This is a genomic window from Aeromonas aquatilis, from assembly GCF_054052405.1.
This window is the reverse complement of sequence record NZ_JBSTYP010000029.1, coordinates 43323-61712: the sequence shown is the minus strand read 5'-3', so window position 1 is coordinate 61712 and position 18390 is coordinate 43323. Positions and strand designations below refer to the sequence as shown.

Genomic DNA, 18390 nt, shown 5'->3' with positions numbered 1-18390 from the left:
ATGGCGGCTTGTCAGTCAGTGAGTGGCCCCCTGGTGCCGAGCTAAAAAAGAACCCCCTCTTTGAAAAAGAGGGGGTTCTTCAGCAATCTGAAAGCCCTGATCATCAGGGCTTTTTACATTTCAGATTCGGGGAGAGGGCTTAGTCCTGCGGGCTTTTGAGCGCCTTGACCACATCCTCTTTGGGCTCCAGCTCCTTGACCTGATTGAAGATCTCCAGCTCCCCTTGCGGGCTGACGGTGTAGGCATCGGCATCCTGATAGCTGCCGCTGCCGGCACTCTCGATGATGACCACCAGCTCAGGCTGTTTGTCGCCATTCAAATCGACCAGCTTCAGCTCCCGGATAAAGCCGTTGCGGTCCATTACCTTGCCATCCTGAAACTCATCCAGCGGAAATTGGGCGTTCTGACCCGAATAGAGTCGCACGTCATAGCTGCCGATGGAGGCGGGCTCACCGGCCCCCTGCTCCACCCGGATCACCTGCCCGGAGGGGAGGGTCAGTTGCTTGCTAAATCCCTCTTCGGCTTGTGTCGCCAGCGGCAGGGTCAGCAGCCCAGCCATCATCAATGCTCTGTTCATCTTGCAACCTCTTGCTGTCTGTTGAGTGCGGGCTCCCGGGGAGCCCGCCGTGATGTTGCTACCAGATCTTCACCCGCTTCTGGGGTGGCAGATAGAGCTTGTCACCCGGCTGGATGTTGAATGCCTCGTAGAAGGCGGGAATGTTCGGCACCACGCCGTTGACCCGGTACTCGGGGGGCGAGTGGGGGTCGGAGCGCAGCAGCATCTGCATCAGCTCTGGGCGATACATCCCCTTCCACACCTGCGCCCAGCCGAGGAAGAAGCGCTGTTCGCCGGTGAAGCCATCCAGCACCGGCGCCTCCTTGCCATCCAGTGACAGCTCGTAGGCCTTGTGGGCGATGGTGAGGCCACCCAGATCGCCGATGTTCTCCCCCAGGGTGAACTGGCCATTGACGAACTGGCCGTTGATGGGCTCGAAGCGGTTGTACTGGGCCACCAGGCGGCTGGTGCGGAAGCGGAACTCCTTGAGATCCTGCGGCGTCCACCAGTCGCGCATCATGCCGTCACCGTCGGATTTGGCCCCCTGATCATCAAAACCGTGGCCCATCTCGTGACCAATGACCCCGCCGATGGCGCCGTAGTTGACCGCATCATCCGCCGTCATGTCGAAGAAGGGGGGCTGCAAGATGGCCGCCGGGAAGACGATCTCGTTGTTGCTCGGGTTGTAGTAGGCGTTCACCGTTTGCGGCGACATGTGCCACTCGTCCCGGTCGACCGGTTTGCCGAGGCGCGCCAGACTATCTGCGTATTCAAAGGCTTGCGAGCGTTGCAGGTTGCCCACCAGATCATCCGGTTTGATGGTGATGGCACTGTAATCCTTCCACTTGTCGGGGTAGCCGATCTTGGGGCGGAACTTGGCCAGCTTCTCGAGTGCCTGTGCCTTGGTCTCGGGCGACATCCAGTCGAGCTCCTTGATGCTCTGGCCGTAGGCGGTGCGAAGGTTCTCCACCAGCTGCTCCATCCGCTCCTTGGCTGCTGGCGGGAAGTAGCGGGCCACATAGAGCTGCCCGACCGCTTCACCCAGATGATCGTTCAGCACCCCGAGCGCCCGCTCCCAGCTGGCGCGCTGCTTGGGCGTGCCGCTCAATGTGGTGCCGTAGAAGGCGAAGTTGGCGCGGTCGGTCTCGCTGTCGAGATAGGGGGCGTAGTCGGTCAGCAGTTGCCACTTGAGGTAGGCCTGCCAATCGGCGATGGGGGTCTGGGCCATCACCTGATCCAGCGCGCTCAGATAGGTCGGCTGGCCGATGATGAGCTCCGGCTGACCAGCAATGCCCGCGGCATTGAGATAAGCCTGCCAGTCGAGATGGGGGGCGAGCCGTGCCAGTTCGCTGGCGGGGCGCTTGTTGTAGTTCTTCTCCCGATCCCGCAGGGCCACGTTGTCCCACTGGATGGTGGCGAGCCGGGTTTCGAGGGCCAGAATCCGTTTGGCCTTGCCGCTCGGGTCAGACTCCCCGAGGCGGTTCAGCATGGCGGCGATATGCTGCTGGTACTTCTGGCGCAGGGCCTGACTCTCGGGATCCTGCTTGAGGTAGTAGTCCCGATCCGGCAGTCCCAGTCCACCTTGATAGAGGTAGACCGCATAGCGGTCGGGAGACTTGGCATCGGCGTCGATCCAGATGCCGAACGGCGCGCCGCCGCCCATGCGGCCCGACTGGGCAAAGGCGCGGGCCAGCGCGGCCTGATCACCGATCCGGTCGATATCGGCCAGTGCCGGTGCCAGCGGGGTGAGCCCCTTGGCGTCACGGCCTGCCTGATCCAGATAGCTGGCGTAGAGATCGCGGATCTGCTGGGTCGGCGTGCCGGTGGCGGCCTCCTGCTTGGCCAGCCCTTCGACCAGCACCCGCACATCGGCGAGGGATTTGTCCCGCAGCATGTAGAAGGCGCCATCGGCGGGGCGATCGTCGGGGATCTTGGCGGTGGCGAGCCACTTGCCATTGACGTAGCGGAAGAAGTCATCGCCGGGTTTGACCTGGGTGTCCATATTGGCCAGTGCCAGCCCGGAGTGTTTGGGGGATTCTTGCGGTGCCTGACTGCAGCCAGCCAGCAGGGCCAGTCCAATCAGGCCGGCCAGTAAGCTTTTCTTATTGTTCATCTTGTTTGATTCCAATTCGGGTTGTTTGCTTCCCTGCCCATCTTCCTTGCTCCAACCGGTTGTGCGACCGCCTTGCGGCCAGCCTGGTGGAGAGGGCGGGCGAGCCTCACTCTAGCAGCAGGGTTGCAGCTTGATAAGCCCGACTCTGCTAAGATCGGCCGGTCCGTTTTGGGGAAGCCTATGATTTCTCATCTTTATTCTCGCTTTTGTCTGACTATGCCAGCGCCGGAAGGTTCCACCGGTCTGCTGGTGGCCTTCAGTGGCGGCCTCGACTCAACCCTGCTGCTGGCGCTGGCGGTCCAGTATGCCCGCGAGCATGGCCTGCCACTTCGCGCCCTGCACGTGCACCACGGCCTCAGTCCCCATGCCGATGAGTGGGTCGCTCATTGTGAAGCCGTGTGTCAGCAATTGGCGGTGGAGCTGCTGGTCGAGCGGGTGACTCTGGCCCGCGGCAATGGCGAGAGTCTGGAGGCGCAGGCCCGTACCGCCCGTTACCAGCGGCTGACTGCCAGGATGCGGGAGGGGGAGTGGCTGCTCACCGCCCACCATCAGGATGATCAGCTGGAGACCCTGCTGCTGGCCCTCAAGCGCGGCGCCGGTCTGCGCGGTCTGGCCGGCATCTTGCCAAGCCAGCCCTTTGCTGGCGGTCTGCTGCTGCGGCCGCTGCTCGATATGAGTCGCGCCGAGCTGGCCGAGGCGGCGGCGAGCCTCCCCTTTGGCTGGGTGGAGGATGAGAGCAATCTGGACGTGAGTTATGACCGCAACTTTTTGCGCCAGACGCTTATCCCCCAGCTCAAGGCGCGCTGGCCCGCCATGGCCCAGACCGCGGCGCGCAGCATGGCCCTGTGCGCGGAGCAGGAAGCGCTGCTGGAGGAGCTGGCCGAGAGTGACTGGCAGCTGGCGGGCGAGGGGGAGGCGCTCCATATCGGCCCACTGCACGCCCTTTCATCCACCCGGCGCAACAACCTGCTGCGCTACTGGATCCGCCGTCAGGGGGGGGAGATTCCATCCCGTGAACAGCTTGCCCGGCTCTGGCAGGAGGTGGCGCTGGCGCGTGGCGATGCCAATCCCCGGCTCAACTGGGGGCGCCAGAGTTGCCGCCGTTTTCAGGAGCGGCTCTATCTGGTGAGCCCTGATCTGCAACCCTGTCATCAGGTGTTGCCGCTCACCGTGGGCGAGCCGCTGACCCTGCCGGACGGTTTGGGCGAGCTGGTGGTGCGCATGGCGGAGCACGGCGAGGATCTGCTGCGTTCCCCCCGAGCGGACGAGCCCCTCTCGGTGCGTTTTCAGGTGGCGCCCGGGATCCCCCTCAAACCGGTGGGGCGAAGCGGTAGTCGGCGGATGAAGAAGCTGCTGCAGGAGCATGGCGTGCCTTCGTGGCAACGGGGACGCATCCCCATCCTCTACTATGGCGAGCAGGTGGCGGCGGTGGTGGGGCTCTTTGTCTGCGATGGTTTTATGGCACAGAGTGCCGGGCTGGTTTGCCACTGGCAGGGAAACGGTGCCGCCCCCATCCTGCCCGAGCAGGATCTTGCATGAGGTGATCTCGGTGTGAGGGGGGATTAGCCCCAAAAAAAGAAGCTCCGGTCACATGGCGCGCATGTGCCGGAGCAAAGAAGAGTTCGGGATTATTCGTTAGAGCTGGCCTTGCCTGCTTTTTTGCGGGCATAGAGGTGGCTGTCGGCCGCCTCGTAGAGGCTCGGCACATCGACCCCGGATTGCCAGCTGGCGGCGCCAAGACTGCATCCGACCGAGAAGGTGCTGAGCTCCTTGTTGGTCATCAACATATGCTGCAGTCGCAGCCAGACCGGGCGCCACGCCTCGGGTTCGGCCGGTTGCAGCAGCAGGGCAAATTCATCTCCCCCGAGCCGGAAGGCTTGATCCGTACTGCGGATGCACCCCTTGAGCAGCTGGGCGAAGCGGCTCAGCACCAGATCCCCCACCGGATGGCCCCAGGTATCGTTGATCTGCTTGAAGCGATCGAGATCCAGCAGCACCAGCACCAGACCGTGGGGCTCGCGGCTATGCTGCTCGATGGCGCGACCGATGGCCTCGTCAAAGTAGGAGCGGTTGCCAAGGCCGGTCAGGTGATCGAGCCTGACCAGCTGATCCAGTTTTTCCAGCCGCAGATAGAGGGGCAGCAGCAGGCAGAGCAGCTGATGGTATTGCATCAGTACCCGTTGCTGGCTGCCGCTCAGCGGATGTTCCAGCTCGTAGTGAAGCTGGCCGAGCAGCTGGCCATGTTGACCGCGCAGCTCGAACGGATAGTTGTGCAGGTTGAGGGTGGCCAGCGGCGGGTGCTGGATCAGTACATGGGGCTGGCCACAATCGAGGTAGAGACCGTGGATCCTGACAATTCTTGCCGCACGATCGGCAAAAGTTGTCAGCAGACCGCCGAGATCGCTCTGCCCCAACAACTGCTCGAGCAACTGGTTGCGTTCAACGCTGGGCAACGGCGTGAGCCGCTCCATCTGGCGAACCCACTGCTCGATGCCATGGCTAAAGCCATTAAGTGACGACGTATTTTCCATGGTCTTCCACCTGTAACACCTGACTACTGTCTCCTCCCTGCAATTGGCATGCCCAATATATCTTTCCTGCCCGCCAGATCGGCTGACTAAGCTTAAGTCGATAAAAGGAGAGGAAAATTTGTACACCGACCTGTTGATCCTGCTGTTCGCCGCCGTGCTGCTGGTGGCAACTTTCCGGCGCCTCGGCTTGCCGGTCATCCTTGCCTACCTGATTGCCGGCGTCTTGCTCGGCCCCCACGGGCTGGCGGTGATCACCGGTCAGTCGATCATGCAGACCATTGCCGAGCTGGGGATCGTCTTTTTGATGTTCTCGCTGGGGCTGGAGTTCTCCCTGCCGAAATTGCTGGCGATGCGCCGGTTGGTGCTGGGGGTCGGGATGTTGCAGGTGCTGCTCACGTCACTGCTCTTCTTCGCCATCGGCTGGTGGTGGGGGCTGGGTTTGGCCCAGTCGCTGGTGGTGGCGGGGACGCTTGCTCTGTCATCGACGGCGGTGGTGATCAAGCAGCTCGGTGAGCAGAAGCAGCTCCATACCCGCCGGGCTCAGCTGGGGGTGAGCGTGCTGCTGTTTCAGGATCTGGCGGTGGTACCCCTGCTGGTGATGATCCCTATCCTCGCCCAGCCGGAAGTGCAGGGGAGTGCGCTGGCCGCCGAGATCGCCTGGGCCACCCTCAAGGGGCTGTTTGCTCTCTTCACTCTGCTGGCGGTGGGCAAGTGGTTGCTGCCGCTGCTGTTTCACGAGGTGGCGCGGGCGCGCTCCGACGAGTTGTTCGTGCTGAGTGCCCTGTTGGTGGCGCTGCTCGCCGCTTTCATGACCCATTCACTGGGGCTGTCGATGGCGCTGGGGGCGTTTCTGGCGGGGATGATGCTGGGGGAGTCCCACTACCGTCATCAGCTTGAGGTAGACATCAAGCCCTTTCGCGATGTGCTGATGGGGCTCTTCTTTATCACCATCGGCATGGCCATGGATTGGGAGCTGGTGGCGCGGGCATGGTGGCAGGTAATGATCTGCGTGGTGTTGCTGGTGCTCTGCAAATCCCTGCTGGTGCTGCTGGCTGGGCGGCTGATGGGAGAGCGCAAGCGCGACAGCATGGCGGCCGGCATCATGTTGAGTCAGGTGGGGGAGTTCGGTTTTGTGCTGCTGGCGCTGGCACTGCACCACGGCCTGCTGGATCCGCAACTGGTCTCCCGGTTGATCGGCATCGGCATCATCTCCATCGCCATGACCCCCTGGCTGGTGACCCAGGCCCATTCGCTGGCCCGCAGCCTCACCGATCCGGCGCTGCTGACCCGCTCCGAAGTCGCCCAGTCGGGCCTGAGCAAGAACCAGCATGTCATCATCGCCGGGTTTGGCCGGGCCGGGCAGACCTGTGCCCGCTTCCTCAAAATCGAAGAGATCCCCTTTCTGGCCCTCGACCTCGACCCTGAGCGGGTGAGCGAGGCCAAGCTGGCGGGGGAGCAGGTGGCCTTCGGCGATGCCAGCCGCCGCGATATTCTGCTTGCCGCCGGGCTGTTGCGGGCACGGCTGGTGATCATCACCTTCGATGACCGCAAGCGGGTTGAGGCGATGCTGGCGCTGATCCGAGAACTGGCGGGGGATCTCAAGGTGCTGGTGCGCACCCGGGATGACAGTTTTCTGGAGCAGTACAAGCAGGCGGGGGCTTTCGAGGTGATCCCCGAATCCCAGGAGGGGGCCCTGATGCTGGTCTCCCACCTGCTGCTCAATTGCGATATCCCCATCGGTCGGGTGATCCGCCGGATGGAGCTGGAGCGTAGCAGCCAGTATCGCTTCCTGCACGGCTTCTACTGGGGGGATCAGAGTGCCAGCAATCTGGAGGCAGATCAGCTGCTTGAACGCCTCCATCCGCTGTTGCTGCACGATCAGGCGTGGGCGGTGGGCCGTGAAGTGCGCGAGCTGCCGCTTGATGAGGTGCGGATCAAGGAGGTGCAGCGCGGGGATCAGAGCCTGGAGCCCAGACCCGAGCTGGTACTGGCGGCTGGCGATCGGCTGATCCTGTTTGGTACCGTGGTGGCGATGGAGCAGGCGGAGCAGCGTTTGCTGGAGGGGCGCTGAATCCCCTCGCACTCATCGGCCGCCCCCTTTACTCCCGCTCTTTTGGTAGCCCTTCGATATCGAGGAAGGCGACGACCCGTTCCCGCTCCCTGAGGGTGTCCTGATAGCCCAGCTTGATCAACTGCTGGCAATAACCCGGATAGAACATCAAAAAGCTGGCCAGACTGCTGGTCTCATCTCCCTTCACGCCCAATACCCGCAACAGGCGGCGCAACTGCAACGGCAGCTTGCGCAGGTAGGCCAACGCCATGGTGTCGAGATCTTGACTCGGTTTCAGCACGCAGGTCTCCACCCGTTTCAATTGCAGGCGGTTGCGCTCCCGTAGCGGGATAAGATCCAGTGTCTGGTTGATGCGCCACAGCCGCTCCAGATCTGAGTTGAGGGTGTCGGTAAAGACGGTATCGAGCAGATGGCTGGCGATATTGGAGCTGGTGAGATGGCCGTGGTGATGGGTCGGCGCCGAGTGCGCCGGCGGATCCAGGGTGATCAGCAGGATCCGCTCAGCCCCCAGATGGATGGCGGGGCTGAGCGGGCTCAGCTGGTGGATGGAACCGTCGCCGTAGAACTTCTCGCCGATCCGGGTGGCAGGAAAGACAAAGGGCAACGCCGAGGAGGCGAGCAGGTGCTCCGATGTAAGCACGGTGCGTACCCCGCGCCGTCTGGCCCGCTCCCACGGATGGTGGTCGGCCCGCTCCTGAAAGAAGGTGGTGGAGAGGCCGTCATCGTAATCCGACGCCGTGATGGCCAGCGCCTCCAGACTGCCGTAGAGGATGTTGTCATCGATGCGGTGATAGTCGATGAGCTGATCCAGCAGGCGGTGCAGCGGCGCGTTGTCAAAGAGGTGAAAGGCGTGGTTGGTGTGGGGATTGATCAGCCCCGCCGACCCCTCGTACATCAACCGCCACAGCAGGCGCCCCGGGTGAAAATCGAAGATGTGGTGAGTCTCGAAGCGGCGCCAGACCCACTCCAGCTTGCGCACCCCCAGATGGAAGCTGGAGGCGTAGCAGGCCAGTGCGGTGACATTGATAGCCCCCGCCGAGGTGCCACACAGGATGGGAAAAGGGATGCCGAGATTGCGCGGGTAGAGCTCGGCAATCGCCTTGAGGGCGCCGACCTGATAGGCGGCGCGAGCACCGCCACCGGTGAGCAACAACGCTGTATTGGGTCTGGCCATATGCTGGCGCCTTATCGTGTTCTGACAAGAATGTTCCCACTGACAAGTTAACTATAAAGCGCTGTATCAAATATAAAAACGGGCGCTCGCCCGTTTTTTTCATGGCCCCATGTCAAAGAGCCCGCTGGGGATTTTCCGGCCGCGCCAGCTGATCGAAGGCGGCGAATACCGGGGCGCTGGCGAGGATGCGACCGTGGCCCAGACCCCGGGTGCTCACCAGCCGGGTATGACCATCCTGACTGGCCCGCAAGGAGTCGTTATGGGGGGCAAATCTGTCCTCCTCGTCGTGCACTATGATGGCCTCGCCGCTGCGGCTGGCAAGGCGACCCAGTGGATCGACCGTGCTCAATGGGTGTTGATACTCCTGCTCAATCTCCTTGACCACCGCATCGAACAACCGGATGGAGTAGCCGGAGCGCGCCACCATGCCATAAAGCTGAGGCACATAGTCGAGCACTGGCGAAATCAACAGCAGCGGCAGGGTATCTATACCCGGCTGACGGCTGGATAGAGTGACGGCGCCCCCCATGCTGTGGGCGATGACCCCGTGCAGCGGGCCCACTTCGCTGGCCAATTTGGCTGCCAGCTCGTCGAAGGCGCGCACGAAGCGGGGCAGGTGGCCGGTATTGCCTGCACTGTGGCCGTGGGCCGGATGATCGTAGGCAATGGCGGTGAACCCCTGCGCGGCGATATGACTCATCAGCGGATAGAACTGGCTGGCGCTGCCGGACCAGCCGTGCATCAGCAGCCACAGTGGCCCCTGACCGAGCCGATAGCTCATCAATACCCCTTCGCTGGTATGGACGGCCTGCTTCACCAGACCGGCAGGTTCGTGGCCATCCCGCTGGTTGCGCTGTGGGGTGAGCAGCAACTTGCTGGCGGTGTGCTTGGCATGGGTGGGGGCAAGTCTGTGGTGTAACCGGGTGCCGATCCCCAGCAGCCATTTGCTCGGGCTGAAGCGGCGGGTGTTGAAGTAGATCTTGCTGCTCATGGTCATCCTGTGGCTTTTATGTTCGAACGGTCGTGCTTTTTTATCGGTTTTTAAAAATTAGTGTTGAACGGATGCCAAAACATCAGCGCCAGCTGGCGAGCAGAGCGTCCACTTCGGGCCAGAAGTGGCGGGCCGGATCCTGACACAGTTCGAGGTCGTTGAACACCTGATCCGCCAGATAGAGGCCATAGAGGCGGTAAACGGCGCGCCAGGGATCCATCTCCTGTCGCCACTCGCCTGCGGCTTGACCTTGCACCACCTGACGAGCCAGATAGTCGAGCCAGAAGCGAACCAGTTGCCGGGCTGCTTGCTGCACAGGGCTCTCTTGCTCATGGCCATCTTGCACCGAGGTCCAGGCGTCGAGAAACATGCAGCGTCCGGCGAAGCAGTGGTTCCACGCCTGCCAGGCGCGCAGCAGGGCGATCAGTTTGTCGTGCTGGCTCTGGTGCTCCTGCTGGCGTACCGGTTGGATCACCCGCAGCCGAAATACCTCGGCGGCGTACTCCAGCACGGCGATCTGCAGATTGTCGCGGGATTGAAAGTGGGCAAACAGGCCGCTTTTCGACATCTCGCAGGCACTGGCCAGCGAGCCGATGGTCAGGCTCTCCAGCCCCTGCTGGCTCGCCTGCTCAAAGGCAGTCTGCAAAATGGTTTCCCGGGTCAGGCGCCCCTTGCTCATCCTTCTCTCCTCGTTGGCGCTGGCAGCATAAAGTACGATCGTGCTAATTGTCGAGCAACAAATAGCCAGCATGGCTGGCTATGTCGTCTCCCGCGTGTCACTGCGCGCGGGTCTCAGCTCTCCTTGATATCGAGCTGTTGCAGGGCGATAACCGCCTGAGTGCGGTTCTTGACGCCCAGTTTTCTGAAGATGGCGGTGATATGGGCCTTGATGGTGGCTTCGGAGACATTGAGCTCCCAGGCGATCTGTTTGTTCAGGCTGCCATCGCGCAGCATGATCAACACCTTGTACTGCTGGGGGGTGAGGCTGGCCAGCTTGCTGGCGAAATCGGGGCCATCTTCCGATTCGGGATGGAGCGAGATGCCTTCCGGCACCCAGTTATCCCCCCCGATCACCGTATTGAGGGCGTTGACCAGCTCCTTCATCGGCACCGATTTGGGAATGAAGCCGAGCGCACCGAGCCGCAACACCTGTTGGATGATGGCCGCATCTTCCGAGGCGGAGACCACCACGATAGGCAGGTCGGGATACTGGCCGCGCAGGTGTGCCAGCCCCTCGAAGCCGTTGGCCCCCGGCATCTTGAGATCGAGCAGCAACAGGTCAACTTCGGGGTGCTCGCCGAGCAGGCTGGTCAGGCTGTCGATGGAGTCTGCTTCCAGCAATTGAGCGTCGTTGATGGCCATGTGCACCGCTTGGTAAAGGGCGCCCCGAAACAGGGGGTGGTCATCTGCGATGACGATGGTAAATTGGCTGTCCATATTTCGGTTAATGGCTCACATTGTTGCTAACTGATTGTTTTGAAAAATCAAACTAGCATCGCTCACCAAGAGGGTCAAACCCGCCGGTGTGCAAATGTGAAGCGACCATCGGATGTTTTGCCATCAAAGGCAGACAGGCCGGTCGCAGGCAACTCATGCAGGAGGCAACAGATGGGATCCTTGGTATTGGCGGTGGGCACCGGCTCCACCTGGGCGATGCGGGCGGCACTGGTGCTCGCCATGAGCGGGCTGACGTGGCAGGAGCAGGTGTTCGATCTGGAGGATGCCAAGTCGCTGGCGCGGCTCAAGCGGCTGGCACCGGCCGGTCTGGTGCCCTGGCTCGAACACGATGGCGTGCGGGTTCACGACTCGCTGGCCATCGCCGAATATGTTCACGAGCTCTGTCCCGACCGTCAGCTCTATCCGGTTTCGCTGGCCGAGCGGGCACTGGCTCGCAGCCTCTGCGCCGAGTTGCATGCAGGATTTCGGCAGATCCGTTCTATGGTCCCCTTCTTCCTTGGTGCGCCAACCCGTATCGATCCCCCGGTGGAGGCGGTCGGTGAGCTGGCCCGTTTGCAGGAGATCTGGTCGCAGGCGCGGGGCCCCTTCTACTTTGGCGAGGCGGGCATTGTCGACGCCTTCTATGCCGTGATGGCCTATCGGCTGGCCAGCTATGGCATCCTGTTGCCCGGTCAGGCGGGGGTCTATCAGCAGGCACTGCTCTCTTGGCCTCTGTGGCAAGAGATGTTGGTCAAGGCGCGGTTGCAGTGGCCGGTGGCGGCGCGCCAGTCACAGTGAGCCTTGGCAGATAGATAAACGAGAGAGGGGAGCCAGTGGCTCCCCTCTCTGCTGCTGGTCAATGTGGCTTAAGGGTTACTTCTGCCGGCCGGCAAAGACCACCACGACCTTGTCATCCCCCTTCTCCCGTACGAAGGCGTAGGGTGCATCCGAGAGTTTCTGGTGACTGCCTGCCGCAATGGCCGGATGGGCGGCGCGGAACTGGCCCAGTTGCTGCCAGTGCTTGACCAGCTCGGCCTTGTCGCCGCTGGCCAGCTCCTGCCAGTTCATATCCGAGCGCAGCGCCTGATCGAACACCCCGCCATCCTTGGCCAGCCCGCGGCCTGACTCGTCGCCGTAGTAGAGCTGGATGCCGCCCGGCAGCAGCATAAAGCTGTTGGCGACCCGGCGTTGTAGCGGCACATCTTGATAGTCGCCAAAGAACAGCTTGGTGTCGTGGGAGCTGATGTAGCTCAACACGTTGAACTCGGGATCCTGATTGATGCGGCTGGCGTAGCTGGCATAGGTGGGCTCGGCGCTGGCCATGCACTGGGCCTGTGACAGTGCGAACTCGCGCTGATAGTCGAAGTTGATCAACGAATCGAAACCGTTCTGATACCAGAAATCCTTGGCCACCCCGTGATCCCACACCTCGCCCACCATGTAGAAGGGCAGATCGTCGAGGGCCTTGCCCGGGTTGTTAGTCTTCCACTCCTTGAGTGCAGCGCTGCCCGCCTGCTTGAGCTTGGCCCACACTTCGGGTTCCAGATGCTTGACGGTGTCGGCGCGGAAGCCGTCGATGCCAAAGCGGCGCACCCAGTCGGTGTGCCAGGCGATGAGATAGTCGCTCACGGTAGCGTCGGGCAGCGCCTTGGCGAGGGTGTCTTTTTTCGCGGCCAGCAGCGGCGGCAGCCCTACCGGTTTGGTCGATTCGGTGAGAAAGTCCGGCAGCCCCGCCACCGAGCCGGTGACATCGTCGGTGCCGGGCTGCGGGTAGCCGGGCAGACCGGCGCGCACCCAGTCACCACTCCACCACTTGTTCCACGCGGGTGATTGATAGTCGATGAACTGGTTGTAGCCATGCCAGTTAAGGCCGCCGCTCGGGCGCCACTGGTTCCAGACGGTCGGCAGCTTGGTTGTGTTCTGGGTGAGGTCGGTGAGCCCCAGATCCTGCAAGTCGGCCAGGGTGGCGTAACCGGCGTGGTTCATCACCACGTCGAGGATGATCCGCATACCGCGCTTGTGGGCCTCGTCCACCAGGGTTTTCAGGCTCTCTTCATCGCCGTAGTTGGGGTCAATCTTGGTGAAGTCGAGCGCCCAGTAGCCGTGGTAGGCGTAGAAAGGGAAATTGCCCTGCTCGCCACCGCCGATAAAGCCGTGCACCTGCTCCACCATGGGGGTGATCCAGATGGCGTTCATGCCGAGGCTCTTGATGTAGTCGAGCTTCTCGGTCAGCCCCTTGAAGTCACCGCCGTGCCAGGTAGCCACCTCGTCTTGACCATCCTTCTGGCGGCCGAAGCTCTGGTCGTTGGCGGGATCGCCGTTGTGGAAGCGATCGGTCAGCAGGAAATAGATGCTCGCCTGATCCCAGCTGAATGGTGCTGGCTTGGCTGCCTTGACCGGCTCGAGCAGCAGCAGGCCGCCGCTCTCTTTACTCGGGGTCAGGGTCAGCTTGCCCTGTTTGACCACCGCCTCTTGTTTTGAGTAGGCATCCCGCAGTCGGGTGCCGTCGGGCCAAATCCCTTTAAGGGATACAGTGACCGGGCCGCCATCCCAGCTGATGCAGGGCTCTTCTGGTGGCTGGCGCTTGAACTCGCTCTTCTTGGTCGCCCGCAACACCTTGAGGCTGGGGGTATCCGGGTTGAAGGTGAACTGATACTCCCCGGCCAGCATCACCCGAAGGGTAAAGCTCTGATCCTTGCTGCATTTGTCCATGGGCTGGGCGGTGCCGAAGGGGAGCGGCTTGCTCTCGTTTGGGCCAAAGCTGGTGCCGCAACTGTTTCCTGCGTCGCTGATGCGGATCTGGTGGCTCCCCTTGGCAAGAGGGTGAGTCAGCTCCACCGTGCCCTTGTCCAGAACGATCGGGGTCGCCACCGGTTGACCATCCACATAGAGGCGAACCTCGGGGGCGGCCATCGCCTGTGGGGTGAACAGAGGCGCGGCCAGCAGGGCAAGCCAGAGGGGGGATAAAAGGGGAGCACGACGCATAAGCCATTCCTTGAGCAGGGCAGTTCGGACAAGGGCCCATTCTAGGAGCAGCAAAGCGCGCCTTGGATCGGCAAAATGCCGATTTGTGACATCAGTTCAAATGGTTACGTTTTCAAGCCGAGGAAAGTGTGACGGAGAGGAGATGGGACGCTCTGTCGATAAAAATAGCGGCCATAAAAAATGCCGGTCAGGTGACCGGCATTTGGCGTTTCAGGCATCGTCGTCACATCAGACGGTGAAGAACTTGAAGTTGACGAAGGCCACCGCGATGAAGGAGGCCACCATGCCGCTGATGCAGAGTACAGCAGGGCGGATGGCTGGCCAGCGATGGGTCAGCAGAATGATGGCCAGCAGGGTCGGGTAGAGCCCGAACATATAGCGTGGCATGGCGTTGAGGCCGGTCATCAGCGGAATGGTGCAGCAGATGAACATCAGGGTCGCTTCCGCCCAGCGTTTCTGGCTGAACAGGTAACCGTTCAGGCACCAGCCGAAGATCACCATGATGGAGAGGTAAGCCTTGCGGCCGCCCAGCTCGAAACCGCTCAGCCACCAGTCCAGCGGGCTGTCCATGTAGCGACCCCAGGCCACCTGAATGTGCTTGAAGGCAAAGGCATCGCCGGTCAGGTGATAGAGGTAGACCATGTAGGCAAACAGGCCAAACGGGATCATCCAGAGGGTGAACACCACCTTGAAGGCGCGCTCGGTAAAGCGGAAAAATTCCCGCCAGCCGTAGGCCTGCAGCGCCAGGATCAGCACCGGGAAGACCATCATCACCCCCAGGTTGCGGGTGGCGGAGATACAGACCCCCAGCACGGCCACCATCAGCCACTGCTCCCGATAGGCGAACAGGAACATCCCCAGCATCAGTGCCATAAAGGTCGACTCGGTATAACCGGAGACGAAGTAGGCGGAGAAGGGGGAGAAGGCGAGCAGCCAGACGCCGAAGCGGGCGGTATCGTCACCCAGCTTGAGCTGACGCAGCACCAGCAGCATCAGCGGCAGGCTGGCGAAGAAGGAGGCGTTGGCCACAATGATAAGGCCGATCAGGCTCTCGACATTGAACAGGTTGGAGATGGCACCGGAGACCATCGGGTAGAGCGGCATAAAGGCCCAGTTGGCCGCATTGCCCTTGCTCAGCCAGCGCGGGTAGAGATCGTAGCCGTTCTCGATAATGCGCTGGAACCAGACGCAGTCGAACTGACAATAGGCCTGCAGCGGGCCGATGTCGGGGGAGCCATAGAGCTGGACACCGAAGTAGCCCATGCCATACAGCGCCACCCGGCTCAGCATGAAGGCAGCGATGATCATCAGCCAGTCACGACCGCTGATGCGCAGTGACGGGCGATAGGGGAGTGCAGCCCCGGTTAGCGGGGCAGTATTGGTCATATCATTCATCAGGCAAAAACCCAGACGCGAGAGAGAACGTAAGTGAGGACGGTAACGGTCAGGGTGGCGATGACCACCGGCAGCAGACCGGAGAGCCCCGCAAACAGCAGGCCGCTCAGGATCAGGTTACGCACCGCCAGCGAGAAGAGGGCGACCAGCAGAAACTTGCTGGCGGCTCCCTGCTTCTGGAAGGTGATGTAGCGGTGACCAAAGAAGGAGAACCAGAACGCGATGGCAAAAGCCAGCGTGGTAACCAGGTGCTCCGAGATGGTGGGCCAGGTATGAAACAGTGCGATGGAGGTGCCAAGGTCGACGAGGGTAGCCCCCCCGCCGACAAAACCGAAACGTACCAGCCGCCAGAATTCCTCGCGGGAGATCATTGAGGCGCCTGCTCCTGCTGCTCTTGCGGATTGCTGTCAGCGCTCTGCGGTTTGGCCGCATCCTGCTTGGCATACTGGCCATAGACCCCTTCAATGAGGTAGACCGGACGCTGTTTCACTTCCACGAACATGCGGCCGATGTATTCGCCGATGATGCCGAGCGACAACAGCTGGATACCGCCGAGGAACAGCACCACGGACATCAGTGAGGCATAGCCGGGTACGTCGATGCCGAAGAAGATCACCTGGGTGATGATTTTCAGGATATAGAGGAAGGCCACCAGCGAGACGCTGACCCCCACATAGCTCCAGACCCGCAGCGGCCAGCTGGAGAAGCTGAGCAGACCGTCGAGGGCGAAGTTCCACAATTTCCAGTAGTTGAACTTGGTTTCACCGGCGTGACGGGCCGGGCGCTCGTAGGGGACGCCAACGGCACGGAAACCGGCCCAGGCAAACAGCCCCTTCATAAAGCGGTTGCGCTCCGGCAGCAGCTTGATCGCCTCGACTACGCGACGGTCGATCAGGCGGAAGTCACCTGCGTTCTCCGGTAGCTTGGTGCTGGTGGAGAGCGCATTGAAGAAGCGGTAGAAGCCACCGGCAGTCAGGCGCTTCATCGGGGTATCGGCACTGCGATCGACGCGGATGCCGTAGACGGTGTCATAGTCACCGGTCTGCCACAGTTTGACGAACTCCAGGATCAGGGCGGGCGGGTCTTGCAGATCCACGTCCATCGGCACGATGGCATCCCCTTTGGCCTGATGCAGACCGGCGGTCAAGGCGGCTTCTTTGCCGAAGTTGCGTGCCAGGTTGACCAGGGTCACGCGCGGGTCACGGGCGATGGCCTGCTCGACCACTTCACGGGTGCGGTCACGGCTGCCATCGTTGACGAATACAATTTCAAGCTGGTCTTTCAGCGGGGCCAGTTCGTTGTCTATCGCGTTGATGAAGGCATCGATGCTCTCTTCCTCGTTGTAAACGGGAACGACCAGAGAGAGTCGAAAATCTGGATGCGACATAAGAACGTCCTTATTTGGGATAGTTGTTTTTATAAAATGGTGTTCGGGGCAAGGATCACTGGGCTACGGTCAAACGTACCGACTGCACATTGATGGGAGTAGGTGCCGAGAGCGCCAGAAAATTGGGGCGCTTGGGATCTGCCGTGAGCGAGTCACCGGGCAGACTGAAGCGGATTTCGTTGATGCCCGCTTTGGCCAGTTTCACCGTGGTGGTGAAGTCGTGACCCAGCGCCACTTTCAACAGAGCGCCGGCTTCCGGGCTGTGGATGCGGGCCTGTACGGTAAGTTGATCCGGATTGGCCGCCTGCTTGGGCAGCACAAAGTAGAGACCGCCCTGACCGCTAAGCAAGGTACCTTCGTCGCTCGGCTTCTTGGCCCAGCCTTCGCTCGACAGGAAACGGCTCGGTTTGGTCAGATTGAGCTCGTTGCCCGGCTGATAGGTCATGCTGGAGTTGTGTTCCCAGAAGCGGGTCTTGCCTTCCAGATAATAGAGTTTGTAGGCCAGGCTCACGTTGGGGTGAGCAGCCAGATAGAGGGTGTAAAGATAAAAACCGCTTAACGCCATAATGGCAGTCAAAAAACCGAACTTTTTGTACGTCATATCACTCTCTATGCCTGACAGAATGGGTAGGCCGATGTCGCGCATATGCTAATCCAATTGCAAAAAAAGCATAGTGGATCACAAAAAAATATTTGGTCACATATTAACCCCTTTTTCCCCCTGTTCCAAACGTTGCAGTCTTCTGGTCAAACAAGGCTGGCGGGGCGTAAGTCGCCAGTGGCAAGGGGTGCTCCGGCAGGCGGTTTGGCAGATAGAGAGACTTTGCTGCGTCATTTTCTAGCGGATGCGATAGTCAGCTGGCCTCTCTCGCCATTTTTCAGGGGGCGATTTATGATGACTTACCCGTTCGTCAAGGATGACATATGAAGTGGATCTCCTGCTGTCTACTGCTTGGATTATGGGCGCCAATGGCATTGGCCAAGACCCAGTGTCCCGAGCCCATTCGGGTCGGTTACGATAACTGGCCCCCCTACCATTACCATGAGGCCGATTCACCGACACAGGTTCGCGGTTATGCCGCCGAGGTGCTGACGGCTGTGCTCACTGCCATGGATTGCAAGGTCAACTATGTGGAGCTGCCCTGGAAGCGGGTACTGCACGAAATGGAGCATGGCGAGATAGACATGGCGATGGAGGCGAATATCAATGATGAGCGCGCCCGTTATGCCTGGTTTTCCGACGCCTACAACCCGGGGCGCACCTTGCTGTGGATCCGCAAGGGCAGCCACTACCCCGAGCAGGATCTGGCGAGCTGGCTGGCCAGTGGTTACTCCCTCGGGGTCACCAAAGAGTACTTTTATGGTGATGAGGTGATGTCGCTGCTCGGCCGCTATGCCAAACAGGTGAGTGCGGTGAGCGACAAGCAGAATTTCGAGAAACTGGCCCGCGGGCGGATCGACGGCTTTCTCGGTGACATGCTGGCTACCCCCAGCGCCCTTAACAAGGAGGGGATGAGCGGTCTGTTCACCAGCCACCCCATGGTGGTATCTGAATCGCCGAGCTTCTTTATGTTGGGCAAGCGCAGCTTTTCGCCGCAGTTCTTGCAACAATTCAATCAGGCGTTAGCGCGGTTCAAGGGGACCGATGCGTATGACATTATCTGGCAACGTTATGCTTCCGGGCGCTAGCAAAGTATTGGCCGTTCACGCATCATGAGCGGCCTGAGCATCGGGTCGGCCTGTCAGGCCT

Annotated in this window: 16 protein-coding genes; 4 read left to right on the top strand and 12 right to left on the bottom strand. The window is 61.2% G+C overall.

What is annotated here, in order from left to right; translation table 11 throughout:
* Window positions 1-139: 139 nt before the first annotated feature.
* Together ACW5W8_RS13245 and ACW5W8_RS13240 are read right to left on the bottom strand one after the other, a co-directional pair.
* A complete protein-coding gene (locus ACW5W8_RS13245) occupies window positions 140-577 on the bottom strand; it encodes a PliI family lysozyme inhibitor of I-type lysozyme (protein WP_498628267.1) in 438 nt (145 codons plus the stop codon).
* 58 nt (window positions 578-635) lie between these two features.
* Window positions 636-2669 (bottom strand): M13 family metallopeptidase, encoded by a 2034-nt coding sequence (locus ACW5W8_RS13240; RefSeq protein WP_498628266.1) that lies wholly within the window; start codon window positions 2667-2669, stop codon window positions 636-638.
* A 180-nt stretch (window positions 2670-2849) separates the two neighbouring features.
* On the opposite strand from ACW5W8_RS13240, the gene tilS reads away from it, so the two are divergent.
* Window positions 2850-4208 carry a tRNA lysidine(34) synthetase TilS gene (gene tilS / locus ACW5W8_RS13235; protein WP_498628265.1) on the top strand — a complete coding sequence of 453 codons (1359 nt, stop codon included), beginning with the start codon at window positions 2850-2852 and terminating at the stop codon, window positions 4206-4208.
* An 89-nt stretch (window positions 4209-4297) separates the two neighbouring features.
* On the opposite strand, the gene ACW5W8_RS13230 is transcribed toward tilS, so the two are convergent.
* Complete coding sequence (locus tag ACW5W8_RS13230) at window positions 4298-5200, bottom strand: GGDEF domain-containing protein (protein ID WP_108611918.1); 903 nt, start codon at window positions 5198-5200, stop codon at window positions 4298-4300.
* Between the two features lie 118 nt (window positions 5201-5318).
* Here ACW5W8_RS13230 and ACW5W8_RS13225 point away from each other — a divergent pair, with 118 nt between their 5' ends.
* On the top strand, window positions 5319-7271 hold the full coding sequence (locus ACW5W8_RS13225) for a cation:proton antiporter domain-containing protein (protein WP_498628264.1): 1953 nt from the start codon (window positions 5319-5321) through the stop codon (window positions 7269-7271).
* 28 nt (window positions 7272-7299) lie between these two features.
* Here ACW5W8_RS13225 and ACW5W8_RS13220 read toward each other — a convergent pair whose 3' ends face one another.
* The 4 genes from ACW5W8_RS13220 to ACW5W8_RS13205 form a co-directional block, all read right to left on the bottom strand.
* Window positions 7300-8445 (bottom strand): patatin-like phospholipase family protein, encoded by a 1146-nt coding sequence (locus tag ACW5W8_RS13220; RefSeq protein WP_498628263.1) that lies wholly within the window; start codon window positions 8443-8445, stop codon window positions 7300-7302.
* 112 nt (window positions 8446-8557) lie between these two features.
* Entirely contained in the window at window positions 8558-9436 is an 879-nt protein-coding gene (locus tag ACW5W8_RS13215; protein ID WP_498628262.1) for an alpha/beta hydrolase, read from the bottom strand.
* An 82-nt stretch (window positions 9437-9518) separates the two neighbouring features.
* On the bottom strand, window positions 9519-10115 hold the full coding sequence (locus ACW5W8_RS13210; RefSeq protein ID WP_421318059.1) for a TetR/AcrR family transcriptional regulator: 597 nt from the start codon (window positions 10113-10115) through the stop codon (window positions 9519-9521).
* A 113-nt stretch (window positions 10116-10228) separates the two neighbouring features.
* Window positions 10229-10873: a response regulator gene (locus ACW5W8_RS13205; RefSeq protein WP_005338467.1), complete on the bottom strand. Its 645-nt coding sequence runs from the start codon at window positions 10871-10873 to the stop codon at window positions 10229-10231.
* Window positions 10874-11044: 171 nt separating this feature from the next.
* On the opposite strand from ACW5W8_RS13205, the gene ACW5W8_RS13200 reads away from it, so the two are divergent.
* A complete protein-coding gene (locus ACW5W8_RS13200) occupies window positions 11045-11671 on the top strand; it encodes a glutathione S-transferase N-terminal domain-containing protein (RefSeq protein WP_498628261.1) in 627 nt (208 codons plus the stop codon).
* Between the two features lie 75 nt (window positions 11672-11746).
* Here ACW5W8_RS13200 and ACW5W8_RS13195 read toward each other — a convergent pair whose 3' ends face one another.
* The 5 genes from ACW5W8_RS13195 to ACW5W8_RS13175 all read right to left on the bottom strand — a co-directional run bounded on the left by ACW5W8_RS13195 (window position 11747) and on the right by ACW5W8_RS13175 (window position 17241).
* Complete coding sequence (locus tag ACW5W8_RS13195; protein ID WP_498628260.1) at window positions 11747-13858, bottom strand: alpha-amylase; 2112 nt, start codon at window positions 13856-13858, stop codon at window positions 11747-11749.
* Window positions 13859-14086: 228 nt separating this feature from the next.
* Window positions 14087-15253: a hypothetical protein gene (locus ACW5W8_RS13190; RefSeq protein ID WP_201994861.1), complete on the bottom strand. Its 1167-nt coding sequence runs from the start codon at window positions 15251-15253 to the stop codon at window positions 14087-14089.
* On the bottom strand, window positions 15253-15624 hold the full coding sequence (locus tag ACW5W8_RS13185; RefSeq protein ID WP_005338463.1) for a GtrA family protein: 372 nt from the start codon (window positions 15622-15624) through the stop codon (window positions 15253-15255). The genes ACW5W8_RS13190 and ACW5W8_RS13185 overlap by 1 nt, the downstream gene beginning before the upstream one ends.
* Window positions 15621-16640: a glycosyltransferase family 2 protein gene (locus tag ACW5W8_RS13180; RefSeq protein WP_058056731.1), complete on the bottom strand. Its 1020-nt coding sequence runs from the start codon at window positions 16638-16640 to the stop codon at window positions 15621-15623. Before ACW5W8_RS13180 ends, ACW5W8_RS13185 begins: the two co-directional genes overlap by 4 nt.
* 55 nt (window positions 16641-16695) lie before the next feature.
* Window positions 16696-17241 (bottom strand): hypothetical protein, encoded by a 546-nt coding sequence (locus ACW5W8_RS13175; protein WP_498628259.1) that lies wholly within the window; start codon window positions 17239-17241, stop codon window positions 16696-16698.
* 323 nt (window positions 17242-17564) lie between these two features.
* Here ACW5W8_RS13175 and ACW5W8_RS13170 point away from each other — a divergent pair, with 323 nt between their 5' ends.
* Window positions 17565-18329 (top strand): substrate-binding periplasmic protein, encoded by a 765-nt coding sequence (locus ACW5W8_RS13170; protein WP_498628258.1) that lies wholly within the window; start codon window positions 17565-17567, stop codon window positions 18327-18329.
* Window positions 18330-18390 lie beyond the last annotated feature (61 nt).

What these genes read in the sequence shown, in the direction of transcription:
- ACW5W8_RS13245 (WP_498628267.1), bottom strand. Translation starts at nt 577, where the DNA reads ATGAACAGAGCATTGATGATGGCTGGGCTGCTGACCCTGCCGCTGGCG.
- ACW5W8_RS13240 (WP_498628266.1), bottom strand. Translation starts at nt 2,669, where the DNA reads ATGAACAATAAGAAAAGCTTACTGGCCGGCCTGATTGGACTGGCCCTG.
- tilS (WP_498628265.1), top strand. Translation starts at nt 2,850, where the DNA reads ATGATTTCTCATCTTTATTCTCGCTTTTGTCTGACTATGCCAGCGCCG.
- ACW5W8_RS13230 (WP_108611918.1), bottom strand. Translation starts at nt 5,200, where the DNA reads ATGGAAAATACGTCGTCACTTAATGGCTTTAGCCATGGCATCGAGCAG.
- ACW5W8_RS13220 (WP_498628263.1), bottom strand. Translation starts at nt 8,445, where the DNA reads ATGGCCAGACCCAATACAGCGTTGTTGCTCACCGGTGGCGGTGCTCGC.
- ACW5W8_RS13215 (WP_498628262.1), bottom strand. Translation starts at nt 9,436, where the DNA reads ATGAGCAGCAAGATCTACTTCAACACCCGCCGCTTCAGCCCGAGCAAA.
- ACW5W8_RS13210 (WP_421318059.1), bottom strand. Translation starts at nt 10,115, where the DNA reads ATGAGCAAGGGGCGCCTGACCCGGGAAACCATTTTGCAGACTGCCTTT.
- ACW5W8_RS13205 (WP_005338467.1), bottom strand. Translation starts at nt 10,873, where the DNA reads ATGGACAGCCAATTTACCATCGTCATCGCAGATGACCACCCCCTGTTT.
- ACW5W8_RS13200 (WP_498628261.1), top strand. Translation starts at nt 11,045, where the DNA reads ATGGGATCCTTGGTATTGGCGGTGGGCACCGGCTCCACCTGGGCGATG.
- ACW5W8_RS13195 (WP_498628260.1), bottom strand. Translation starts at nt 13,858, where the DNA reads ATGCGTCGTGCTCCCCTTTTATCCCCCCTCTGGCTTGCCCTGCTGGCC.
- ACW5W8_RS13190 (WP_201994861.1), bottom strand. Translation starts at nt 15,253, where the DNA reads ATGAATGATATGACCAATACTGCCCCGCTAACCGGGGCTGCACTCCCC.
- ACW5W8_RS13185 (WP_005338463.1), bottom strand. Translation starts at nt 15,624, where the DNA reads ATGATCTCCCGCGAGGAATTCTGGCGGCTGGTACGTTTCGGTTTTGTC.
- ACW5W8_RS13180 (WP_058056731.1), bottom strand. Translation starts at nt 16,640, where the DNA reads ATGTCGCATCCAGATTTTCGACTCTCTCTGGTCGTTCCCGTTTACAAC.
- ACW5W8_RS13175 (WP_498628259.1), bottom strand. Translation starts at nt 17,241, where the DNA reads ATGACGTACAAAAAGTTCGGTTTTTTGACTGCCATTATGGCGTTAAGC.
- ACW5W8_RS13170 (WP_498628258.1), top strand. Translation starts at nt 17,565, where the DNA reads ATGAAGTGGATCTCCTGCTGTCTACTGCTTGGATTATGGGCGCCAATG.